This window comes from Vibrio sp. ZOR0018 (assembly GCF_963865925.1).
Classification (GTDB): Bacteria; Pseudomonadota; Gammaproteobacteria; order Enterobacterales; family Vibrionaceae; genus Vibrio; species Vibrio anguillarum.
Map to the genome: position 1 here is coordinate 34,535 of NZ_CAWMCN010000096.1, position 19,560 is coordinate 54,094.

Here is a 19,560-nt window from a genome sequence, read left to right on the forward strand (position 1 = left end):
TTAATCTTAAAGTTGAACCAGAATAGAGAATTAATGATTGATACTGCTCAAAACGCAAGCAATCACTTTAGCTTAAACGTGATGATGCGGACTTTCTATCCTGTATTCGCCTTGAATATGGTAAGCTGCGCCCCTATTTTTAAGTCTATTCACCGTAGGCTCACGAGAATTCCCACGCCTACTTCATTGTGTAAAGAGAATTGTGATGAACTTCGATTTAAATATGATCCCTACCACCTTTGATATGCTGCATGCTGGGCTCAGTGCATCAAGCCTTTTGCTACTTCTCATTGTGGTATCACGCAAATCAAAAGTCGTTGAGAAAGTTGTTGAAAAACCTGTCGAGAAAATTGTCGAAGTCGAAAAGCCGGTTGAAACGATTGTTGAAGTCGAAAAAATCGTAGAAGTAGAAAAAGTGATTGAGCGCGTAGTTGAAGTCGAATCTAAATTAGCGACAGCGCCAACCGATTCCGCCCTACAACTTTTGTCGTTAATGCAGCAAGAAGCTCGTCTGATTGACTTCTTAAATGAAGATGTCACCGCTTTTTCAGATGAGGAAGTTGGAGCCGCGGCGCGCGTGATCCACGCAGGTGGCAAAAAAGTCCTACAAGATTACATTCAGCTCACGCCCATTCGCGGCGAAGATGAAGAAAGCCGAATTACCATTGAAGCCGGTTTCAACCCGCAAGAAGTTCGCTTAACGGGTAATGTAACGGGTTCAGCACCCTTTAATGGCACCTTAGTCCATAAAGGCTGGAAAGCAACAGCTATCACTTTGCCTAAATTGGCTGAACAGTATGATGCTTCAATCATCGCCCCTGCCGAGGTTGAATTGTAATGGAACAGACAGCGCCAAAATTTAGTATTGGTATTGACTTAGGCACAACACATTGCGTGCTCTCTTATGTTGATACTCAGGATGAAAACGCTCGCGTTTCAGTAATGAGCATCCCTCAACTTACCGCGCCCGGTACGGTTGAAAGCCGTCATCAATTAGGCTCGTTTTTATACCAGCCTCATGAACATGAGATGAGCCCTGCCGCACGCGTTTTGCCTTGGTCGGCCGAGCCAAAAGCTTTAGTCGGTGCCATTGCGCGCAACCTTGGCAGTAAGACACCGATTCGTTTAGTCGCCAGTGCCAAATCATGGCTATGTCATGGTGGCATCAATCGACGTGATGCATTTTTACCCGTGGGTAGCAGCGATGAAGTGGAAAAGATCTCGCCATTAAAAGCCACTGAGTACTATCTAGAGCATTTAAAAAGCGCTTGGGATCACGCTCACCCTGACTTCCCCTTAGCTACACAAGATGTCACGTTAACAGTACCCGCTTCATTTGATCCAGCCGCCCGAGATTTAACCGCTGAAGCAGCACGCAACGTTGGTTTTGAGCAATTAACGCTGCTTGAAGAGCCACAAGCGGCTTTATACAGTTGGATAGATAATAGCCACGATGCGTGGCGCGATGAAGTCAAAGTGGGTGACATTGTTCTGGTGGTTGATATTGGTGGGGGAACCACTGATTTATCCTTAGTGGAAGTGACTGAAGACGCTGGTAACTTAACGCTCAATCGGATTGCGGTTGGTGAGCACATCTTACTCGGCGGCGACAACATGGACCTTGCCCTTGCTTACCGTTTAAAAATGAAATTGGCGCAAGAAGGTAAAGAATTAGCACCTTGGCAAGTACAAGCGATGACGCACGCTTGCCGAGATGCCAAAGAGGCGCTTCTTAATGACAGTGCCCTACATTCCGTACCGATTGTGGTACCAAGTCGCGGTTCAAAACTGCTCGGTACAACGCTTAAAACCGAATTGACTCAACAAGAAGTGCAACAAACCTTGGTCGATGGTTTTTTCCCACAAGTGAATATCACTGATCATCCCGTACAAAAAGCACGTGGCGCATTAACGCAAATGGGCCTTCCCTACGCGCAAGACGCTGGAATTACCCGCCATATCGCCGCGTTCTTGGCAAAACAAGCCCATGCAATGGGTGGCGACATATCCGCTCTAGAAACATCCGCTCTGAATGATAACCCATTTGCTGGCATGCCCGGTATGGGCGAAGCTCCGGAGATGGATTTTATCAAACCGACCGCCATCTTACTAAACGGTGGCGTGTTAAAATCCGATTTATTAGCAAACCGTCTTCTCAGCACTATTAATGCTTGGTTGAGCACTGTGGGAGCACCACAGATGAAGCGCTTAACAGGCTTAGACCTTGATTTATCCGTCGCATGTGGCGCAGCGTATTACGGCGCAGTTCGTCGTGGACAAGGTGTGCGTATTCGCGGTGGTATTGCCTCGAGTTATTACGTCGGTATTGAAAGTGCTATGCCTGCCATTCCGGGGATCACACCGCCGATGGAAGCCTTGTGCGTCGCTCCATTTGGCATGGAAGAAGGAAGCAGTGTCCGCGTACCAAGCCAAGAGTTTGGATTGGTCATTGGTGAGCCTGTACATTTTCAATTCTTTGGTTCAACAATACGCCGCGATGACGAAGCTGGCATGCACTTAGATTATTGGGCTCCAGAAGAACTTGTAGAGCTGCCCGAGATCCACGTCACCTTACCTGTTTCTGAAGGACGTCGACAAGGCGAAGTCGTTCCGGTTCACTTAGCCTCAACGATCACAGAACTCGGGACACTTCACTTAGAAGCCATTGCGACCGACAACGGCCAAACATGGCACGTTGAGTTCGATGTGCGTGAAGATCCTCAAGTCACTCAATAATCCCCACACGGCATCTTCGGATGCCGTTTTTGAAATTCAGGAGCCTCCATGTCTTCCCCTCGCTTTCTCGTCGGTATCGATTTAGGCACCACCAATACTGTGGTGGCATTTTGTGAAATCACCGAATCGTTAGAAGACTCACCCGTACATCTTTTTGAGGTCGACCAATTGATTGGCCCCGGTGAAGTGGTTCGAAAACCACTCCTTCCGTCATTTCGTTATCACCCAGCCGACGGGCAGATCGCACCTGATGCCCTATCGCTCCCTTGGCAAATTAAACCGGTTATGGGCGATAGCAAAGAGGTAATTATTGGCCAATGGGCAAGAGATTTAGGTGCAAAAGTAGAAGGGCGACAAGTATCCAGCGCGAAAAGTTGGCTCTCCCACCAAGGGGTTGATCGCAAGCAAGCCATCTTACCGTGGGCAGGCGCTCACGATGTAGCGAAAGTTTCCCCTGTGATTGCCAGCGCCAGTTATCTCAATCACATCCGGCAAGCATGGAACTACCGTCATCCAAGTCATCGACTTGAAGATCAAAACGTCATTATCACCGTACCGGCATCATTTGATGAAACGGCTCGTAAGCTCACCATCGAAGCTGCAACACTGGCTGGCTTAAGCTCAATTGTACTACTTGAAGAGCCACAAGCCGTTTGCTATGACTGGTACGCACGTCACCGCCATTGTGCCTCACAGCAACTGCAATCACTCCCTTTGATCTTGGTTTGTGATGTGGGCGGAGGTACGACAGACCTCAGTTTAATTGAAGCAAAACACAGCGCAGACAACCAACTTTCTCTTGACCGAATTGGCGTGGGCGAGCACTTAATGCTCGGAGGTGACAACCTTGATTTAGCATTAGCTCATCTAGCTGAGCAACGCTTTGACGGTTCGAAAAAATTAACCGCCGCCAGTTTGAGCAAACTAATTCAGCAAACTCGCCAAGTAAAAGAGCAGCTCTTATCAAACCAAGCCCCAGAGCAGCTAAAAATTACGCTCCTTGGCAGTGGTTCAAAGCTATTAGGCGCAGCAAAAAGCATTTCCCTGACGAAACAAGAGGTGCATGACATTGCACTGGAAGGCTTTTTCCCACTTTGCTCGGTACAAGAACGTCCAACTAAACGCCGCAGTGCAGTGGTGGAATTCGGTTTGCCCTACGCAGCCGACCCTGCCGTGAGTAAACATATCGCTGAATTTTTAGCTGAACACCAAGCCGTTTCTCGCCTTGCGCTCAAGCAAGAGTCAAACGCAACGGCCATTCCAGTTGGATTACTACTTAATGGCGGCGTATTTAATAGTGAGCTTATCACAAAGCGCATCACTCAATTATTGACCGATTGGCGAGGTTCGCCGATCACCCTGCTTGATAATCCTCACCCTGATTGGGCAGTCGCACTCGGTGCTGTTGCCTATGGTAAAGCTCGCCAAGGTGCACAGCTTAAAATTGGCGGCGGATCGGCACGCTCTTATTTTTTACACCTGCCTGAAAAAAACAGTGCGGGACATGCTCTGTGTGTCTTGGCTAAAGGCACCGAAGAAGGACAAGAGATACGCTTAACCAGCCGTCGATTTTCACTGACGTTAGGTGAACCAGTACGCTTCAACATCCTGACCTCAACCCACGATATGTTTGCTGATCGCCGCGTTCAAAATGGTCTGTTATTGGCTGTTGAACATGAGCTTTTTACACCACTGCCTCCTTATATAACGGCGTTAAAAGGAAATGATGATGCTCTATTGCATGCTAACCAAAAGCAACGGGTGGAAGTTCAACTGGCTTGTCAATTAACTGAAGTCGGCACGCTCAAGATTGAATGTGTCAGTGTTGAGGACGAAAAAAACCAATGGCAACTTGAGTTTGAAGTTCGCAAGCACAGTGAGTCAGACAGTGAAATCCAACGTCATCCTCGCTTGTCAGAGGCGATTTCGCTCATCACACACCTTTATAGTGGCAATAAAAAAGCCTCTGATAACCAAGCCATAAAAACGCTTGGCAAAGATTTAGATAAGCTTTTAGGGCCACGTGATGAATGGGATTTCACCACGCTACGACCGCTCTTTGATGCATTTTCTCAAGGCCGTAAACGTCGACGTCGCTCAGAGCAACACGAGAAAAACTGGTTGCGTCTGGCTGGGTTTGCCCTGCGACCAGGATTTGGCGACCCAACTGATCCTTGGCGTATGGAACAGATGTGGAATCTGTATCAACAAGGTATTCAATTCCAAAATCATCAAGGCTGGAGCGATTGGTGGGTATTTTGGCGGCGTATTGCTGGCGGACTGAGGCAGGAGCAACAAGAAACGATTCTAGCGGATATCGCTAAGTATCTTCACCCTAGCGCAATCAAAAATCCAAAATCAGCTCAAGAAGCGCACGACAAAGGGTACGAAGCCATGGTGCGGCTTGCCGCTTCGCTGGAACATCTAGAAGTGGAAGATAAAGTATTACTTGCCACGTGGTTTTTGAACAAAGCGATTAATCAAACTCAATGTGAACAAGCACACTGGTGGGCCGTTGGGCGGTTAGCCTCTCGGACGCTACTGTATGGTAGTCAACATTCAGTCATCCCAAGAGCGCAAGTGGAACAATGGTTACCGAAGTTGCTTGATCAAAACTGGCAAAAAGAACCGATGATTGCCTTTGCCGCGGTAATGATGTGTCGCAAGACAGGAGATCGTCTTTTTGATATTAGCAATGATGTTCGTCAGCTCGTTTTAGCCAAGATAAAGCAGAGTAAGGTTCCAGAAACTTGGTTTACTTTGGTTAATGAAGTGCATGACCTGTCTGACACAGAATCCAAACGTGTCTTCGGTGATACTCTGCCAAGTGGGTTGATACTGCTTAAAAAATGAATCGACCTAATTTGACCACTCTCGTTGCTATGATGACGAGAGCGGTCAAAGATAACGCTGAATGTAGATTACAATTTCCTAAAAATCGCTTCGCAATCCGTTTGCTGCATGTATTTTGGCGCAGGATAATTCCAAAACGCTTCACGAAAAGCTTGTTTGGCCAATTCTGGAATATGCTCTGGCATGACCCCCTGTAACTGTTTAGGGATATGCAGTGTGTGATTGAGCTCTTTCACATACCCAATGAAGGCGTCCGCTTTCATTGAATCGGTCAAATGTGGATCGGTTATTTTGAGTACGTCAGCCAGTTTAGCCAGCTTATCTTTCGCCGCCTCTTTGGAGTATTCCAATACATGTGGCAACACAACCGCATTCGCTAAGCCATGCGGGAAATGGTATTTCGCCCCAACAGCATGGGCGATGGCATGTGTATACCCTAAACTGGCTTTGGTAAAAGCAAGTCCAGCGTAATAAGAGGCCAGTGCCATGTTTTGTCTCGCCGTCAAATTTTGGCCAAAGAACGCCGCTTTTTCCAAGTTATCGTGGATCAGTTTAACCGCAGCGATAGCATAGCGATCAGTCTCTGGCGTAGCATTACGCGATATAAAGGCTTCCACTGCATGCGTGAGTGCATCCAACCCCGTTTGCGCAGTAATATGAGTAGGCAAGGCCATCATCAGCATCGGATCTAACGCTGCAATAAGTGGCACAAGTTTCGGGTCAGTAATCGGTGTTTTTTGCTGAGTTTGAGGGTCAGAAACCACCGCAATGACGGTCACTTCAGAGCCCGTACCTGCCGTTGTTGGGATCACAAACAGCGGCGCAGGTGTTTTCCATACTTTTAACAGCCCCACTAAACGTTTGATCGACTTGCGGTTAGTAGCACAAGCGGCGATCACTTTTGCACAATCGATTGAAGAGCCGCCACCAATAGCGACAACGCCTTGGCACTTCTCCAATCGATACTGATGGAGGCCGGCTTCAACTTGATCATAAGTAGGATCAGGCAATACATGGTTAAACACCACACAACTGACACCAACGCGCTCAAACTCAAAGGTTAGTTTTTTTACATAACCAAGCTTTTCAATGCCTTGGTCTGTTACGACAAGCACGCGTTCAATACCCATCAAAGAAACCGAATAACAGAGTTGCTTGAGCGATTCTTTACCAATAAACAAGGTTGGCTTGGAGATGGGCAGAATCGCTGCGGCCAATTTGAGCACTTTCATGTATAGCTTATGCTGCCACTGCTGGTACTTGATCTCCATGATTGGTCTCGAGTTGTGAAGTTCTATTAACTAGACTAGGCAATACAACGAGTTATCTCTACCTAGAAAGTCAAATTTTGCAAGATAAGGCAAATAATCGCTGATCATTATTAGATTTAACGCCAACTTAAGCTCGCATTTTAATGCAAACCTTGTAAAATCCACCTCGCTCACTTTTTATACTTATAATTGAAATCATTAGCTGAGTACTCTGCACATAATTTTATGTGTCATAAAATAATCGACACGTCGTTTGGCTTTCGTCTTTGAGGTGCATTCCCTGCACTCAAATGGCATTCAAAAATTGTATTTTATTCAACCAATTACTGTAGAAGTCATGAACGAAGATAAGTTTACCAATGTCTATCGCTTGCCTGGTTCATTGCAAATTCGCATAGCCACATGGCAGCAAACCTTTAAAGGCACTTCTGATTTAGTGCTTCATCAAGTATTAACCGCTAGAAATAATCAGTATAAACAGGCTGACTTTTGGCCTAAGGGCTGGTGTGTGAATCTGTTTGATGAGAGCGATATTTCCATTACGCAGCACGGTACCTACATTCAAACCAGTATGCGAACGATGATTGATCGCAAAATCTCGTATAAGCGCGTTTATCTCTCTCGACTACCTTTAGAAAAAGCCGAGCCCGCCTTGCTTCGCTTTAAGAAAGAGTGGATCCGCAACTACAATAATGTCGCCCAAGAGTATAACAAGAGGAAAAAGAAAGAGTTTATGGCCTTTGCCAGAGAAGAGGTCGAAACACTTTATCCTGCCATTCCTAAAGAACCTTTTGATAAAGCGCTATGGAACCGTTTAGTGGTTTCGATTGTTGGTCACGCCAATAAATTCAACAATCCTTACTTTGTTAAACATGCTGATTTTTAACGTAATAAAATTTAGCGTAATAAAAAAGCCTGAGTGGTTTCACTCCGGCTTTTTTGTCAGACATCGCAAATGAAAAGCACTGGCTGAATAACGTAGAATAGAAGAGCAATTAAGCGTAATTGGCATCCACTAATTCACCAGCAACAACTTTGCTAACTTCAGCACGATTTTCTAACCATTTTACAACCAACGCTTTATCTTCTTCTGTTGCTGAACGGTAGCGATCGGCTGCGCACACAAAGCCGTCAAAGATCTCTAATCCACCACCACCGAAACAAAGACCGATGTTATCAACGTAATCAATAAACTCATCAACGAAGAGATCGTATTGTTCAAAGTCTTTGATAGACGTTGTACAGCTAACTTCAAAACCGAGGATCGCAAATTCACCTAAAAACAGTTTCTTACGGATACGGCGGTTTTTATTTTCTAGCTTGTCGATTTTCATCATATTTTCTCTCTCTGTTTGAATGCGGCATTTATACACCTTTCAGCACCATTTCCAAAATGATTCTTTATATAAACCGCCACAAGCGGACACTTTCACAACAAATTGTTTCAAGATGTGCCAAGACAAAACAAGTTAAAACAAGCCGCTCGTCAAGCTTAGTGACGTCAAATTAAAGTCAAGAGAATCATAATTATTGACTGCTTCGCAACTTAATCTAAAAACTTCGCACAACTTTTGAGCCTGCCACCCATGCACATTTTTATTTCATAGTGCATGGTTAAATCAGCTCATTTAGCCCTTGTAAATCGTATTTTTTGAGGTGGATTTATGTTTGATTTAAACGGTGAATGGCGATTGAGCTCACCCGAGTATCCCGATATCCAAATCGCGATGACACTGCCCGGTGACCAGTATCATGCATTACTGCAAGCGGGTTTGATCCCTCATCCCTATTATGCATCCAATGAGTCTCAGGTTCAGTGGGCTGGTTTATGTCATTGGGTATTAACAAAAGCGATCACTTTAAATGCGGCAGACCTTCAGTGCCCAAACCACTTACTGGAGCTGAATAAGGTCGATACGTTTGCTGATCTATGGATCAACGGACAGAAGGTTTTACAGTGCCATAATGCTTTTCAAACCTATACCGTTAATATTCGCCCTTATCTGCAAATTGGTGTAAATCATTTTGAATGGCGATTTGAACCTGCCGCTTCGGTAGCCAAGCAAAGAGCCGATGAGCTGCCCTTTCCCATTCCGTGGGCGCAAGGGAATAATCAACTTCCTCACATGAACACAGTGCGAAAACCTCAATGCCACAGTGGTTGGGATTGGGGTATATGCCTTGCTGTTTGTGGTATTTTTGCACCAATGCAATTAAAAACGGTACAAGAATATTCACTGCTGGGTGTGGATATTGAACAAGTTTGGCATGCTTTAACACACGTTACGCTGCACGTGAGAATACGGCATAGCGAATCGCTCTCCACACCCATCACACTTACTTTTGGCGATCAAACTATTACGATCGATAGTGAGGCTTTTTGCAACCAAAGCAGTGTGGATATTGATGTTCACCATCCGCATCTCTGGTGGCCAAACGGTTACGGTGACCCTTATTTATACACACTGTCTATTACCATGGCACAGCAGCAGATCAACCGCCAAGTTGGCTTAAGACGTCTCACGTTGCGCACTGAGCAAGATTCCATCGGCAGTGAAATGACCTTTATCGTGAATGAGGTCTCGATATCAGTGAAGGGCGCGAATTGGATACCAATGGACGCCATGCCAAGCAAAGTCAATTTTTCCCGTTATCAACAGCTGTTACGAGCCGCACAAGAAGCTCACATGAATATGATTCGTGTGTGGGGAGGAGGTGATTATGAACACGATCATTTCTATCAACTTTGCGACCAACTCGGATTATTAGTCTGGCAAGATCTGATGTTTTCCTGCGCACAATACCCTTCAACACCGAGTTTCTTAGAAGAGGTAAAGCAAGAAGTCACACAACAAATACAACGTTTGAAGCACCATGCTTGCCTTGCCATTTGGTGTGGTGATAATGAGGTGATTGGTTCATTAACTTGGTATCCAGAATCTCGAGAAAACCGTGAAAAATACCTAGTCAATTACGACCGACTCAATCGTTTTTTAGAAATCCTCGTCAATGAACAAGATCCAAGTCGCCGTTTTTGGGCAAGCTCACCTTGCAATGGTGAATTAGATTTTGGTGACGCTTGGCATGATGATAATAAAGGTGACATGCATTTTTGGGATGTGTGGCATTCAGGTAAATCTTTTGACGCTTACCATTCAATATCCCCACGATTTTGTTCAGAATTCGGTTATCAGTCTTGGCCTTCATTTAGTGAAGTGAAGCAGATTATCCCAGAAAGCGACTGGAATATCAGTGCGCCTCATTTTGAACATCACCAAAAGAATGCTCGTGGTAATAGCATCATCACCGAAATGTTTACTCGCTATTTCCGTTTCCCGAATGGCTTCCAGCAGATGCTTTATTTGAGCCAAGTTCAGCAAGCCATGGCAATTAAAACGGCTGTCGAAGCGTGGCGGGCAACCTCACCGATTTGCCGTGGCATATTATATTGGCAACTCAATGACAACTGGCCCGTCGCGTCTTGGTCAAGCATTGAGTATTCTGGACGCTGGAAGCAATTACATTATCACGCCAAACGGTTTTATAACCCGCTTTTGGCCTGTTTTTCTGAAGATGAGAAACACCTATCACTGAGAGCCATTAATGATGCGCCCGGTGAGCAATACCTTGTGGGTGACATATATTGGTTTGGATGGGAAGGAGAATTGCGAAAGCATTGGTCAATCAATGAACGACTGCCCCAAGAGAGTAACCAAATCGTGTGGCAACACACAATAAAGGATTTCACACCAGAAAAAGGCGCGATCTACTTTGTCAGTACGGATGGCCAGCGGGATAATTTTTGGCTGCCGGATGTACCAAAACGTTTGCCCTTAAAATCGGCTCGCATATTGTGTGAATATCGTGCGGGCAGTCTCTGTTTGACCACTGACCGACCTGCACTTTACGTTCACCTAGAACATGACAACGTACTACAATTTTCTGACTCCAGCTTCTTTTTGCTCCCCAACCAAATGCGGACAATCGCCTTTAGATCAGACGATAAATCTCACTTAAACTGTACTATTTATCAACTGGCTGAATGAACTGAGCCGAATAAAGACAAACGCTCAGCCTTAAGGAAGGAAACGAAAAAGAGCTGCGCATCAAGCAGCTCTTTGCAAGCTAAACCATTTTTACTAATGCATGTTCAACATTGGCTCATGTCAAACACTGACTAATGTTGAACACCAGATGGATTTTCACCAAATTCAGTCTGTTGATAAATATCTGCAAGGGTTTTTGCACGTTTTGCTGCCTTGCGTCGTTTCGTTGGTTCAAAGTATTGCTCGACCTGCTTCAATGTCTCTTCATGGTCTTGCGCGGATTGGACAAAGTCTGGGTTGGCTAACGCTTCTTGGCGAAGGCGGTTAACTCGTTCTAGCGTTTCCCACAACATATTTCACCTCCAACTTCACTGTGCATACATACAGCTTAGTAAAGAGTGACATAATGTCAAGCAATTAACTGTGGATTTATACAGTTAATTAAAATAAATGCTCATTATTTCAATGAGTCATTAATCTGCGAGGCCTCTTAAGGTGCGCACGTTGATTCTCGAAGCACCAGCTTACCTAGATAGCGATGTATCTTGGCATCATCCGAGCCCTTCCCTTCAGCCAATTGTAGGGCCAAGGCTACTGCATCCTTCGTCAGTTGCTCAATAGGAAGCGATATTGTTGAGAGATTGGGCACCGAATACGCAGCCGCAGGCTCATCATCAATCCCCATTACAGAGACCTGATTGGGTACCAAAATGGCATGTTCGTAAAGTGCGCGCATTGCTCCTAGTGCCATATCATCGTTACAAGCAAAAATAGCGCTGAACTCACTCTGTTGTTCTAATAACCGTTGAACCGCGGCATAACCCGCCAGCATAGAATTATCACCTTCAACAACGAGCGTGTGATTGAGCTCAATACCAGCCTGCTGCAAGCCTGACTGATAAGCAGCAAATCGCTGTTGTCCTGTATCACTGTCCAAAGGGCTAGTGATGCAAGCAATGCGGCGATGGCCAAGTTCAAGCAAGTGATTAATCGCTAAAGAAGCGGCTTGATGCTGCTCAAAACCAAAACTATGTAAACCGGCTTCTTCCAAGGTTCGATTGAGTACTATCAGTGGCACTGAAACATCAGATTGCAATGATGCCAGCTCATGATTCGACAAATGGCGGCTGTAAAGCATGATGGCGTCACAACGCTGAGTGAGCAATGAGCGCACTGCTGCTAATTCGCCTGCCGCGTTATCGTGACTGTCCATGACAAGTAAGGTCTTACGTGCTTGCTCGGCACCTTGTGCTGCTTGATGCAATAAGCTGCCAAAATAACTCCCTTGAAACTGAGGAAGTATCAGCCCAATCGCATTTGCACTGTTTGTGGCTAATGCTTGCGCCAACACATTAGGTTGATAACCCAAGGTGGACATGGCTTGTAAAACGGCTTCTCGCGTACTTGCTTTTACTTGGCCAGTTTGATTGAGTACGCGCGATACGGTGGCTTTAGACACGCCCGCTGCTTTACAAACGTCATTGATTGTCGCCATGGTGACTCCTAATAAAAACCCCCGACTCTTGGAAGCCGAGGGAGTTTACCTAATTTCCTAAGCTGGATGAACGCTCTCAATCAACAATTATTATTGTCATTCCACGTTTATAATTGTTCGCCATTGGTTTTGATCACGGACTGATACCAGTAAAAGCTTTTCTTTTTACTGCGAGCCATTGAACCAGAACCATCATCGTGTTTGTCTACATAAATGAAACCGTAACGTTTTTTATATTCACCAGTGGTGAACGACACACAATCGATACAGCCCCAAGGGGTGTAGCCCATGACATCAACGCCGTCTATAGCAATGGCCTTCTTCACTTCTCGTATATGTGCTTGTAAATACTCAATCCGATAATCGTCTTGCACTTGGCCTTGCTCATCGACTTCATCGATTGCCCCAAAACCATTTTCGACAATAAAAATCGGTTTCTGGTAGCGTTCATACAACTCAGAAAGCGCGTAGCGAAGCCCTACCGGGTCAATTTGCCATCCCCAATCAGACGCTGTGAGATAAGGGTTTAAGCGACTTTGTTTAAATAAACTGGTTGTTTCACCTTCAGCGTTGCGATCATCAGAGACAATATTCGTCATGTAATAGCTGATCGCAAGGTAGTCGGCACAACCCTTACGCAGTATCGCTTCATCACCATCGAGCATATCAACGGTTATCGATTTTCGCTCCCATTCACGCCAAATATAGCTTGGGTAATAGCCACGAACTTGCACATCGCTGAACAAGTACTTCTCTCTCATCATTTCTTGAGAGCGGATCATATCTTCTGGACGACACGACGCGGGATAAAGCGGCATCATATGAATCATGCTACCCATTTGAAATTGAGGGTTGATCTTATGACCGAGATCGACCACTAAAGCACTGGCAATAAATTGGTGATGCATGACTTGGTACATCACCTGCTCTGGGTTGTCATGTTCAGTGAAGATCACCCCTGAGTTACAGTAGCCAAACAGTGGGAATTCCCAATTTCGCTGGTTATTGATCTCATTGAAGGTAATCCAGTATTTCACTTTCTGTTTATAACGCTCCATCACCACTTGGCTAAAGTTAACGAAGAAATCCACAAGCTTGCGATTTGCCCATCCCCCGTATTGTTGTACAAGGTGGAATGGCATCTCAAAATGCGAAAGCGTAATAACTGGCTCAATGCCGTATTTCAGCAATTCATCAAAAAGATCATCATAAAATTGTAGCCCTGCTTCATTGGGCGAGACTTCGTCACCTTGTGGAAAAATACGAGTCCAAGCAATTGAGGTTCTAAAACATTTAAAACCCATCTCAGCAAAAAGTGCAATGTCACCTTTGTAATGACTATAAAAATCAACGGCTTCATGATTAGGATAGAAATAATTTGCATCCACACCGGAGGTCATCACCCTAGGTACTTCATGCGCTCCTTTTGAGAGCACATCGACAATGCTGACTCCTTTTCCACCTTGGTTCCATCCACCTTCAACTTGATGTGCTGCTACAGCCCCACCCCATAAAAAATCTTTTGGAAAACCATTCGTTGCCATCGTCATCTACCTCGTCTTCATTTGCTGACTCAATGTACCCTTATGTCGATCTAATATGCTATTTCACGCCATGTGGACACGTTGTATAGAAATACATCATCGCTTTGCTACTTTGCGTGACATCATAAACGATTATCGTAAAAATGTAACCGGTTTCGGAAACCGGTTACATTGAAATTAATAATTCTAATGTTCTCGGAAGAAAATACGCACTATTTGTTACTGACAAGTGGCAAACAGAGACATTCCGTAGCACTTTTGCTGTGACTACTGTATGCTTGCGCCTTTCCGCAACGTGATGCGGATCACTTCCTTATTTACATATCGAGACATTTTAATGAGTTTTGCCTCTCTGGGTTTATCCCATGCCATCCTGAAAGCCGTTGCTTCTCAAGGTTACGAAACACCATCGCCAATTCAGGCGCAAGCTATTCCAGCCGTTCTTGAAGGCAAAGATGTGATGGCAGCGGCCCAGACAGGTACCGGGAAAACAGCAGGATTTACCCTGCCCATTTTGGATCTATTAGTTAAAGGCCCAAAAGTAGGCCCCAACCAAGTGCGTGCATTAATTCTGACGCCGACACGTGAATTAGCCGCGCAAGTTGCCGACAACGTGGCAACTTACGGACAAAACCTTCCACTACGCTCTGAAGTTATTTTCGGCGGTGTGAAAATTAACCCACAGATGATGAAAATGCGTCGTGGAGTAGATATTTTGGTCGCGACACCGGGTCGACTGTTGGATTTATACAACCAAAATGCGATTAAATTTAACCAATTAGAAATTTTGGTCTTAGACGAAGCGGATCGCATGTTAGACATGGGCTTCATTCGTGACATTAAAAAGATCCTTGCACTGCTGCCAGCAAAACGTCAAAACCTACTCTTTTCGGCCACTTTCTCTGATGAAATTCGCCAACTTGCGAAAGGGTTAGTTAACAACCCAGTCGAGATTTCGGTTACGCCACGCAATAGTACCGCCAAAACTGTCAAACAGTGGGTACATCCTGTAGATAAAGCGAAAAAACCAGCACTATTGATTCAACTAATCAAAGAAAATAATTGGCAACAAGCGTTGGTATTTACACGAACTAAACACGGCGCTAATCGCTTAACCGCACAACTTGAAGGCAGTGGCATCAGCGCCGCCGCTATTCATGGCAATAAAAGTCAAGGCGCACGTACTAAGGCATTGGCCAATTTTAAAAGTGGTGAGATCCGCATTTTAGTAGCAACAGATATTGCCGCTCGCGGCATTGATATTGACCAATTACCACAAGTGGTAAACTTTGAATTGCCTAACGTCCCTGAAGATTATGTTCACCGAATTGGCCGTACAGGCCGCGCAGGCGCCGAAGGCAATGCGATCTCTTTGGTCTGCGCCGATGAAGCAAAAGACATGTTTGCCATTGAGCGCCTTACCCAAAATTTACTAGAACGAATTGAGGTTGAAGGCTTTGCGCCAGTGAACAAATTACCGGCATCTCCTTCGCTACAACCGATTAAAGCAAAAAAGCCGAAAAAGAACAAACCAGAACATAATGACGGACAGCGCTCTGGTGATGTAGCAAAAGGTCACAGCATAAGCGCGAATACCAAAACTAATGACAGAAAGCCGAAAGCGGCCAATTCCTCTCGTTCAAACAGCAACAAACCAAGTGCAAACCAACCCACGAGAAGCGGATCGGCTGGACAAAATAGACCTCGTAGAACAAACAAAATCGCGGCGAGCTGATATTACTCACTGATTACGACTCTCTGATTAAAAAGTAAAGGCCACTCTCATCTAGTGGCCTTTTTGTTTTTACGCGCCTTTGGGCGGTGTGAATGCGGTTAGAGGAAGTGGCTCTCCTACATATTTCTCTATTTTCACAATTGAAGAGTTACCAGCACAGCCATTGGCTAACCTTGAAGTAGGTATGTCAGCGGTCAGTACGTTGCATCCTCCGTTTTTACATAAACCATGAGGTTTATCAAAATCGGGCCATGCCCCTTCATGAATACAGACCGAACCTTGCTTAATTCCATCCGTGATCAGCGCGCCAACTAAGACTTGGCCACGTTGATTATAAGCACGGACAAGATCGCCATCTTTGATCCCTCGAACTTTTGCATCTTCTGGATGAATCCAGATCGGTTCACGGTTTGCTATCGCATATTGCTCGCGTAGTGCCGCATAGTTTAACTGGCTATGGAGACGATGAGCCGCATGCGATGTCATCAATTGCAGTTCATCGGCTTGAGCATTCCCTACCCACTCCATTGGCGGCATCCACATAGGATGTGGCGGGCAATCGCTATATTTGAAGCCTTCGATGGTTTTGGAGAAGATCTCAATCTTGCCACTTGGTGTACCAAGAGGGTTCAGGATAGGATCCTCTCTGAAAGAGGAATAACGCACAAACTTCGCGTTCGCTTCGTTCCATTTCATCTCAATGAGCTGATTTTGTTTCCAAAAATAGCTGAAGTTAGGCATTGCAATCCGATTCTGGCGACCGATAGCTTGAGCTCCTTTATAGAAACCAGCCAACCATTCCATTTCGGATTTATTTTCCGTATACACTGCACGTCCGCCCGGTTTTAACAGCTCCGCCATATCAGCAAATACATCAAAATCATTTCGCGCTTCAAATTGAGGCTCAATTGCCTGTTTCATCGGCACTAAATGTTGATTGCTATAATCCCCTGTCATGGTGAGATCATTACGCTCAAATGACGTCGTGATGGGCAGTACAATATCAGCGTGTTTTGCGGCCGCAGTCCAATAAGGCTCAGAGATAACGATGAGTTCCGGCTTTTGCCACGCTTTAATCAAACGGTTGGTATCTTGGTGATGAGTAAAGTTTGCACCACCCGCCCACCAGATCATTTTGATGTTAGGAAATGTTTTCTCATGCCCGTTGTGTTGATATTGACCGGATGGGTTTTCCAACGCTTCAACAATACGAGCCACAGGAAAACTATTTACTGCTCCAGAAACGGCCCAATCATTACCCGCAGATGAACCACCATCAATAGCCGCTGATATAGCAGGTAAAACACCCGCAGTTCGCGTTGGGTTACCGCCATTGGAATAGTGATATGAAAAACCAAACCCACCACCGGGTAAACCGATCTGCCCTAGCATTGCAGCCAGAGTGACAAGCATCCAGTGTTTTTGTTCACCATATTGCTGACGTTGGATTCCCCAACCAGCCATGATCATAGTTCTATTTTTGCTAAAAATATCAGCCAATAGCTCTAGTTGTTTGGCAGGAACGCCACAAATTGCCTCAGCCCATTGTGCTGTCTTTGGCGTGCCATCAGAATGACCTAGCAGATAAGCTTCAAACTTGTCGTAACCAGCGGTGTATTTATTCAAAAATTCGAGGTTATGTTGGCCCTTTCCAACTAATGAGTGGGCGATCCCCAACATCATCGCAACGTCAGTACCAGGATGCGGTGCAATCCACTGAGCGTTTTCACCAAAAAATTCGATGGTTTCCGAACGCATAGGATCGATAGCGATAATGGTTTTTTTAGAATGTTTGAGTTGATTAAAAAACTCAAGCCCCGCGCCGTCGGTACTGCTCCATGCTATTTTCAGTGTATTAATAGGGTTAAGCCCCCAAAGCACCACAACATCACTACTTTCAAGTACAACAGGGTAAGTTGTTTGTTGTTCATACACTTCTATTGAGCCTACAACGTAAGGCATGATGACTTGCGCAGCACCCGTAGAATAATCACCTAAATGACCCGAATAGCCTCCCGCCATACTCATATAGCGTTGCAGTAGGGTTTGGGCTTTATGTAAAATCCCACTGGATCGCCAGCCGTAAGAGCCCGCAAAAATTGACTCGGCTCCATAAGCAGTGCGAATACGGGCATGCTGTTGGTGGATTAATTGCAGCGCTTTTTCCCAACTAACGCGGACGAACTCATCGTCTCCTCGTTTACCATCTGGCATATGGGGATTGGCTAGAAAACCTTTACGCACCATCGGGTATTTGACCCGCGCTTGAGTATGTACTTGATCTGGCGCTGAGGTTTGTAGACTATTGGGTACGGTTTGCGGCAATGCATTCTTGGAGGAAATAATTTTCCCATCCTTAACTTCAACCAGCATAGCGCCCCAACGCCCAGCAGTCAGTACACCAGCTCCTCGCGGTGCGGAAGCGAGAACTGGCATGGGTTTAACCGAAAAAATAGCGACCGCACCTGCAGTTGCACCAGCGCTTTTTAGAAAACTTCGACGTGTGAGAGTAGTCATCACTGAATCCTTATTTCATTTTTTATTGGGCAACAACATCTTTCGCATTGTATTGGAAATATTTCGTGAGGATTTCTAGATCCTCTGCGGAAATAGAGGTACGGTCCCCCATACTTTTTGCCACAGAAGGCCACGCGTTAACCGTAAAATGGTTACTCGGAATTTTGGCATGACATGTTGAACAGTAAACATTGTCCAATTGCTCAGCGTATGCCCAAAGCGAATCCATTTTACCCAATACTGGCGTGTCGATGTCCCCGGCAAGTGTTACTTGACGCCACTGATTTCCGTAGGCATCTTCGTTATACTCTTTTACGCTCAATGCTTTTTGCCCTGCTTCAGTTAACATAGCAATCACAGCACGCTTACCTTCACCCATATACAAGACTTGTTCTGCACCTTGCATCTGATAACCACTCAATTCAACGGTGCGCTTGCCATCGTTTTCATTCAATACTTTCAACGGTGTCGCTGGATTGATCGTTCCGAAATCAGAAATGGGCGTAGATTGCATCGCATAAACAATAGGAGTGCCCACAGGGGTTAACTTGGCCTCTTCGACTAAATGGGCTAATGCTTGGCTGTCCATTTTGACTTCAGGAAGCATGTGCGCCACACCTTTATGGCAATCAATACAGGTTTGATTATTGTCGATACCGTACTGATGCATTTTTTGTGCTTGCGCCGTTTGGTCGTAAATCTCCATCGCATCTTCACTGTGACATGAACGACAGGTCGCAGAATCGTTCGCTTTTAATTGTGCCCAGACAGTTTCAGCCATCTCGGCTCGATGCGCTTCATACTTTTCAGGTGTGCTGATCTTCTTGGTAATGAACTCATGATAGATATCTTTGGACGCCCTGATTTTAGTGACTAAATAATCCATAGTATCAGTGGGTATATGGCAATCAGCACATTCTGCACGGATGCCTTTGGCATTGCTGAAGTGTACCGAGCCTTGATACTCCTGAAAGGGTGCTTGCATAGTATGACAAGAGAGACAAAATTCCGTACTCGACGTTTTTTCTAAGATGACATGAGTTCCTCCAAGGCTTAACCAACCGAGCAGCACCCCAATAGCAAGAACTCCCACTATCATTCTTTTTTTAATATTCATTATTCCTCACAAATCTCAACGGATGTGGTTTTGACAGAACACGTTGCATTTATGTGATGCGCATCGTATTCCATAAGGAAATTATACCCCCAAAGAGGGATGTCAACTTGACAGTAGTCAATTTAGACAAGGAACAGGCGTGACCTATGTCACCTTTCCTATAAATTGATAAAATAGAAAATAAATAACCACACAGATGATAAAAATTAAAAATACATAAAACACAACCGATTGATATTAAAAATA

Annotated in this window: 13 protein-coding genes; 6 read left to right on the forward strand and 7 right to left on the reverse strand. The window is 45.2% G+C overall.

Annotated elements, in window-relative coordinates; translation table 11 throughout:
* Positions 1-205: 205 nt before the first annotated feature.
* Genes AACR75_RS05490 through AACR75_RS05500 form a run of 3 tightly spaced genes read left to right on the forward strand, consistent with a single transcriptional unit; the run spans position 206 to position 5,589 of the window.
* Positions 206-838, forward strand: a complete 633-nt coding sequence (locus tag AACR75_RS05490; protein WP_026028849.1) for a DUF2760 domain-containing protein — start codon at positions 206-208, stop codon at positions 836-838.
* On the forward strand, positions 838-2,736 hold the full coding sequence (locus tag AACR75_RS05495) for an Hsp70 family protein (protein ID WP_047689088.1): 1,899 nt from the start codon (positions 838-840) through the stop codon (positions 2,734-2,736). The genes AACR75_RS05490 and AACR75_RS05495 overlap by 1 nt, the downstream gene beginning before the upstream one ends.
* 48 nt (positions 2,737-2,784) lie before the next feature.
* Positions 2,785-5,589, forward strand: a complete 2,805-nt coding sequence (locus AACR75_RS05500; protein WP_047689090.1) for an Hsp70 family protein — start codon at positions 2,785-2,787, stop codon at positions 5,587-5,589.
* Between the two features lie 68 nt (positions 5,590-5,657).
* On the opposite strand, the gene AACR75_RS05505 is transcribed toward AACR75_RS05500, so the two are convergent.
* Positions 5,658-6,860 (reverse strand): iron-containing alcohol dehydrogenase, encoded by a 1,203-nt coding sequence (locus AACR75_RS05505; RefSeq protein ID WP_017042476.1) that lies wholly within the window; start codon positions 6,858-6,860, stop codon positions 5,658-5,660.
* A 253-nt stretch (positions 6,861-7,113) separates the two neighbouring features.
* Between AACR75_RS05505 and AACR75_RS05510 the strand changes: the two genes are divergently transcribed.
* Positions 7,114-7,746: an MSHA operon transcriptional regulator gene (locus tag AACR75_RS05510; protein WP_013856799.1), complete on the forward strand. Its 633-nt coding sequence runs from the start codon at positions 7,114-7,116 to the stop codon at positions 7,744-7,746.
* A gap of 109 nt (positions 7,747-7,855) precedes the next feature.
* Here the strand turns inward: AACR75_RS05510 and AACR75_RS05515 are convergent, their stop codons facing one another.
* A complete protein-coding gene (locus AACR75_RS05515; protein ID WP_026028717.1) occupies positions 7,856-8,194 on the reverse strand; it encodes a YggL 50S ribosome-binding family protein in 339 nt (112 codons plus the stop codon).
* Between the two features lie 330 nt (positions 8,195-8,524).
* Between AACR75_RS05515 and AACR75_RS05520 the strand changes: the two genes are divergently transcribed.
* Positions 8,525-10,906: a glycoside hydrolase family 2 protein gene (locus tag AACR75_RS05520; RefSeq protein ID WP_047689092.1), complete on the forward strand. Its 2,382-nt coding sequence runs from the start codon at positions 8,525-8,527 to the stop codon at positions 10,904-10,906.
* 131 nt (positions 10,907-11,037) lie between these two features.
* On the opposite strand, the gene AACR75_RS05525 is transcribed toward AACR75_RS05520, so the two are convergent.
* The 3 genes from AACR75_RS05525 to AACR75_RS05535 all read right to left on the reverse strand — a co-directional run bounded on the left by AACR75_RS05525 (position 11,038) and on the right by AACR75_RS05535 (position 13,945).
* A complete protein-coding gene (locus tag AACR75_RS05525) occupies positions 11,038-11,259 on the reverse strand; it encodes a hypothetical protein (RefSeq protein ID WP_010319365.1) in 222 nt (73 codons plus the stop codon).
* A gap of 137 nt (positions 11,260-11,396) precedes the next feature.
* Positions 11,397-12,401 (reverse strand): LacI family DNA-binding transcriptional regulator, encoded by a 1,005-nt coding sequence (locus AACR75_RS05530; RefSeq protein ID WP_047689094.1) that lies wholly within the window; start codon positions 12,399-12,401, stop codon positions 11,397-11,399.
* Between the two features lie 107 nt (positions 12,402-12,508).
* Positions 12,509-13,945, reverse strand: a complete 1,437-nt coding sequence (locus AACR75_RS05535) for a 6-phospho-beta-glucosidase (RefSeq protein WP_026028850.1) — start codon at positions 13,943-13,945, stop codon at positions 12,509-12,511.
* A gap of 274 nt (positions 13,946-14,219) precedes the next feature.
* Here AACR75_RS05535 and AACR75_RS05540 point away from each other — a divergent pair, with 274 nt between their 5' ends.
* Positions 14,220-15,680: a DEAD/DEAH box helicase gene (locus AACR75_RS05540; protein ID WP_047689097.1), complete on the forward strand. Its 1,461-nt coding sequence runs from the start codon at positions 14,220-14,222 to the stop codon at positions 15,678-15,680.
* 69 nt (positions 15,681-15,749) lie between these two features.
* On the opposite strand, the gene AACR75_RS05545 is transcribed toward AACR75_RS05540, so the two are convergent.
* Together AACR75_RS05545 and AACR75_RS05550 are read right to left on the reverse strand one after the other, a co-directional pair.
* Positions 15,750-18,197, reverse strand: coding sequence for a molybdopterin guanine dinucleotide-containing S/N-oxide reductase (locus tag AACR75_RS05545; RefSeq protein ID WP_047689099.1), 2,448 nt, complete (start codon positions 18,195-18,197; stop codon positions 15,750-15,752).
* A gap of 22 nt (positions 18,198-18,219) precedes the next feature.
* Positions 18,220-19,314, reverse strand: coding sequence for a NapC/NirT family cytochrome c (locus AACR75_RS05550; protein ID WP_047689101.1), 1,095 nt, complete (start codon positions 19,312-19,314; stop codon positions 18,220-18,222).
* Positions 19,315-19,560 lie beyond the last annotated feature (246 nt).

Bases quoted from the DNA above. Each gene is read 5' to 3' on its own strand.
- AACR75_RS05490 (WP_026028849.1), top strand. From the start codon at position 206: ATGAACTTCGATTTAAATATGATCCCTACCACCTTTGATATGCTGCAT.
- AACR75_RS05495 (WP_047689088.1), top strand. From the start codon at position 838: ATGGAACAGACAGCGCCAAAATTTAGTATTGGTATTGACTTAGGCACA.
- AACR75_RS05500 (WP_047689090.1), top strand. From the start codon at position 2,785: ATGTCTTCCCCTCGCTTTCTCGTCGGTATCGATTTAGGCACCACCAAT.
- AACR75_RS05505 (WP_017042476.1), bottom strand. From the start codon at position 6,860: ATGGAGATCAAGTACCAGCAGTGGCAGCATAAGCTATACATGAAAGTG.
- AACR75_RS05515 (WP_026028717.1), bottom strand. From the start codon at position 8,194: ATGAAAATCGACAAGCTAGAAAATAAAAACCGCCGTATCCGTAAGAAA.
- AACR75_RS05520 (WP_047689092.1), top strand. From the start codon at position 8,525: ATGTTTGATTTAAACGGTGAATGGCGATTGAGCTCACCCGAGTATCCC.
- AACR75_RS05525 (WP_010319365.1), bottom strand. From the start codon at position 11,259: ATGTTGTGGGAAACGCTAGAACGAGTTAACCGCCTTCGCCAAGAAGCG.
- AACR75_RS05530 (WP_047689094.1), bottom strand. From the start codon at position 12,401: ATGGCGACAATCAATGACGTTTGTAAAGCAGCGGGCGTGTCTAAAGCC.
- AACR75_RS05535 (WP_026028850.1), bottom strand. From the start codon at position 13,945: ATGGCAACGAATGGTTTTCCAAAAGATTTTTTATGGGGTGGGGCTGTA.
- AACR75_RS05540 (WP_047689097.1), top strand. From the start codon at position 14,220: ATGCTTGCGCCTTTCCGCAACGTGATGCGGATCACTTCCTTATTTACA.
- AACR75_RS05545 (WP_047689099.1), bottom strand. From the start codon at position 18,197: ATGACTACTCTCACACGTCGAAGTTTTCTAAAAAGCGCTGGTGCAACT.
- AACR75_RS05550 (WP_047689101.1), bottom strand. From the start codon at position 19,314: ATGAATATTAAAAAAAGAATGATAGTGGGAGTTCTTGCTATTGGGGTG.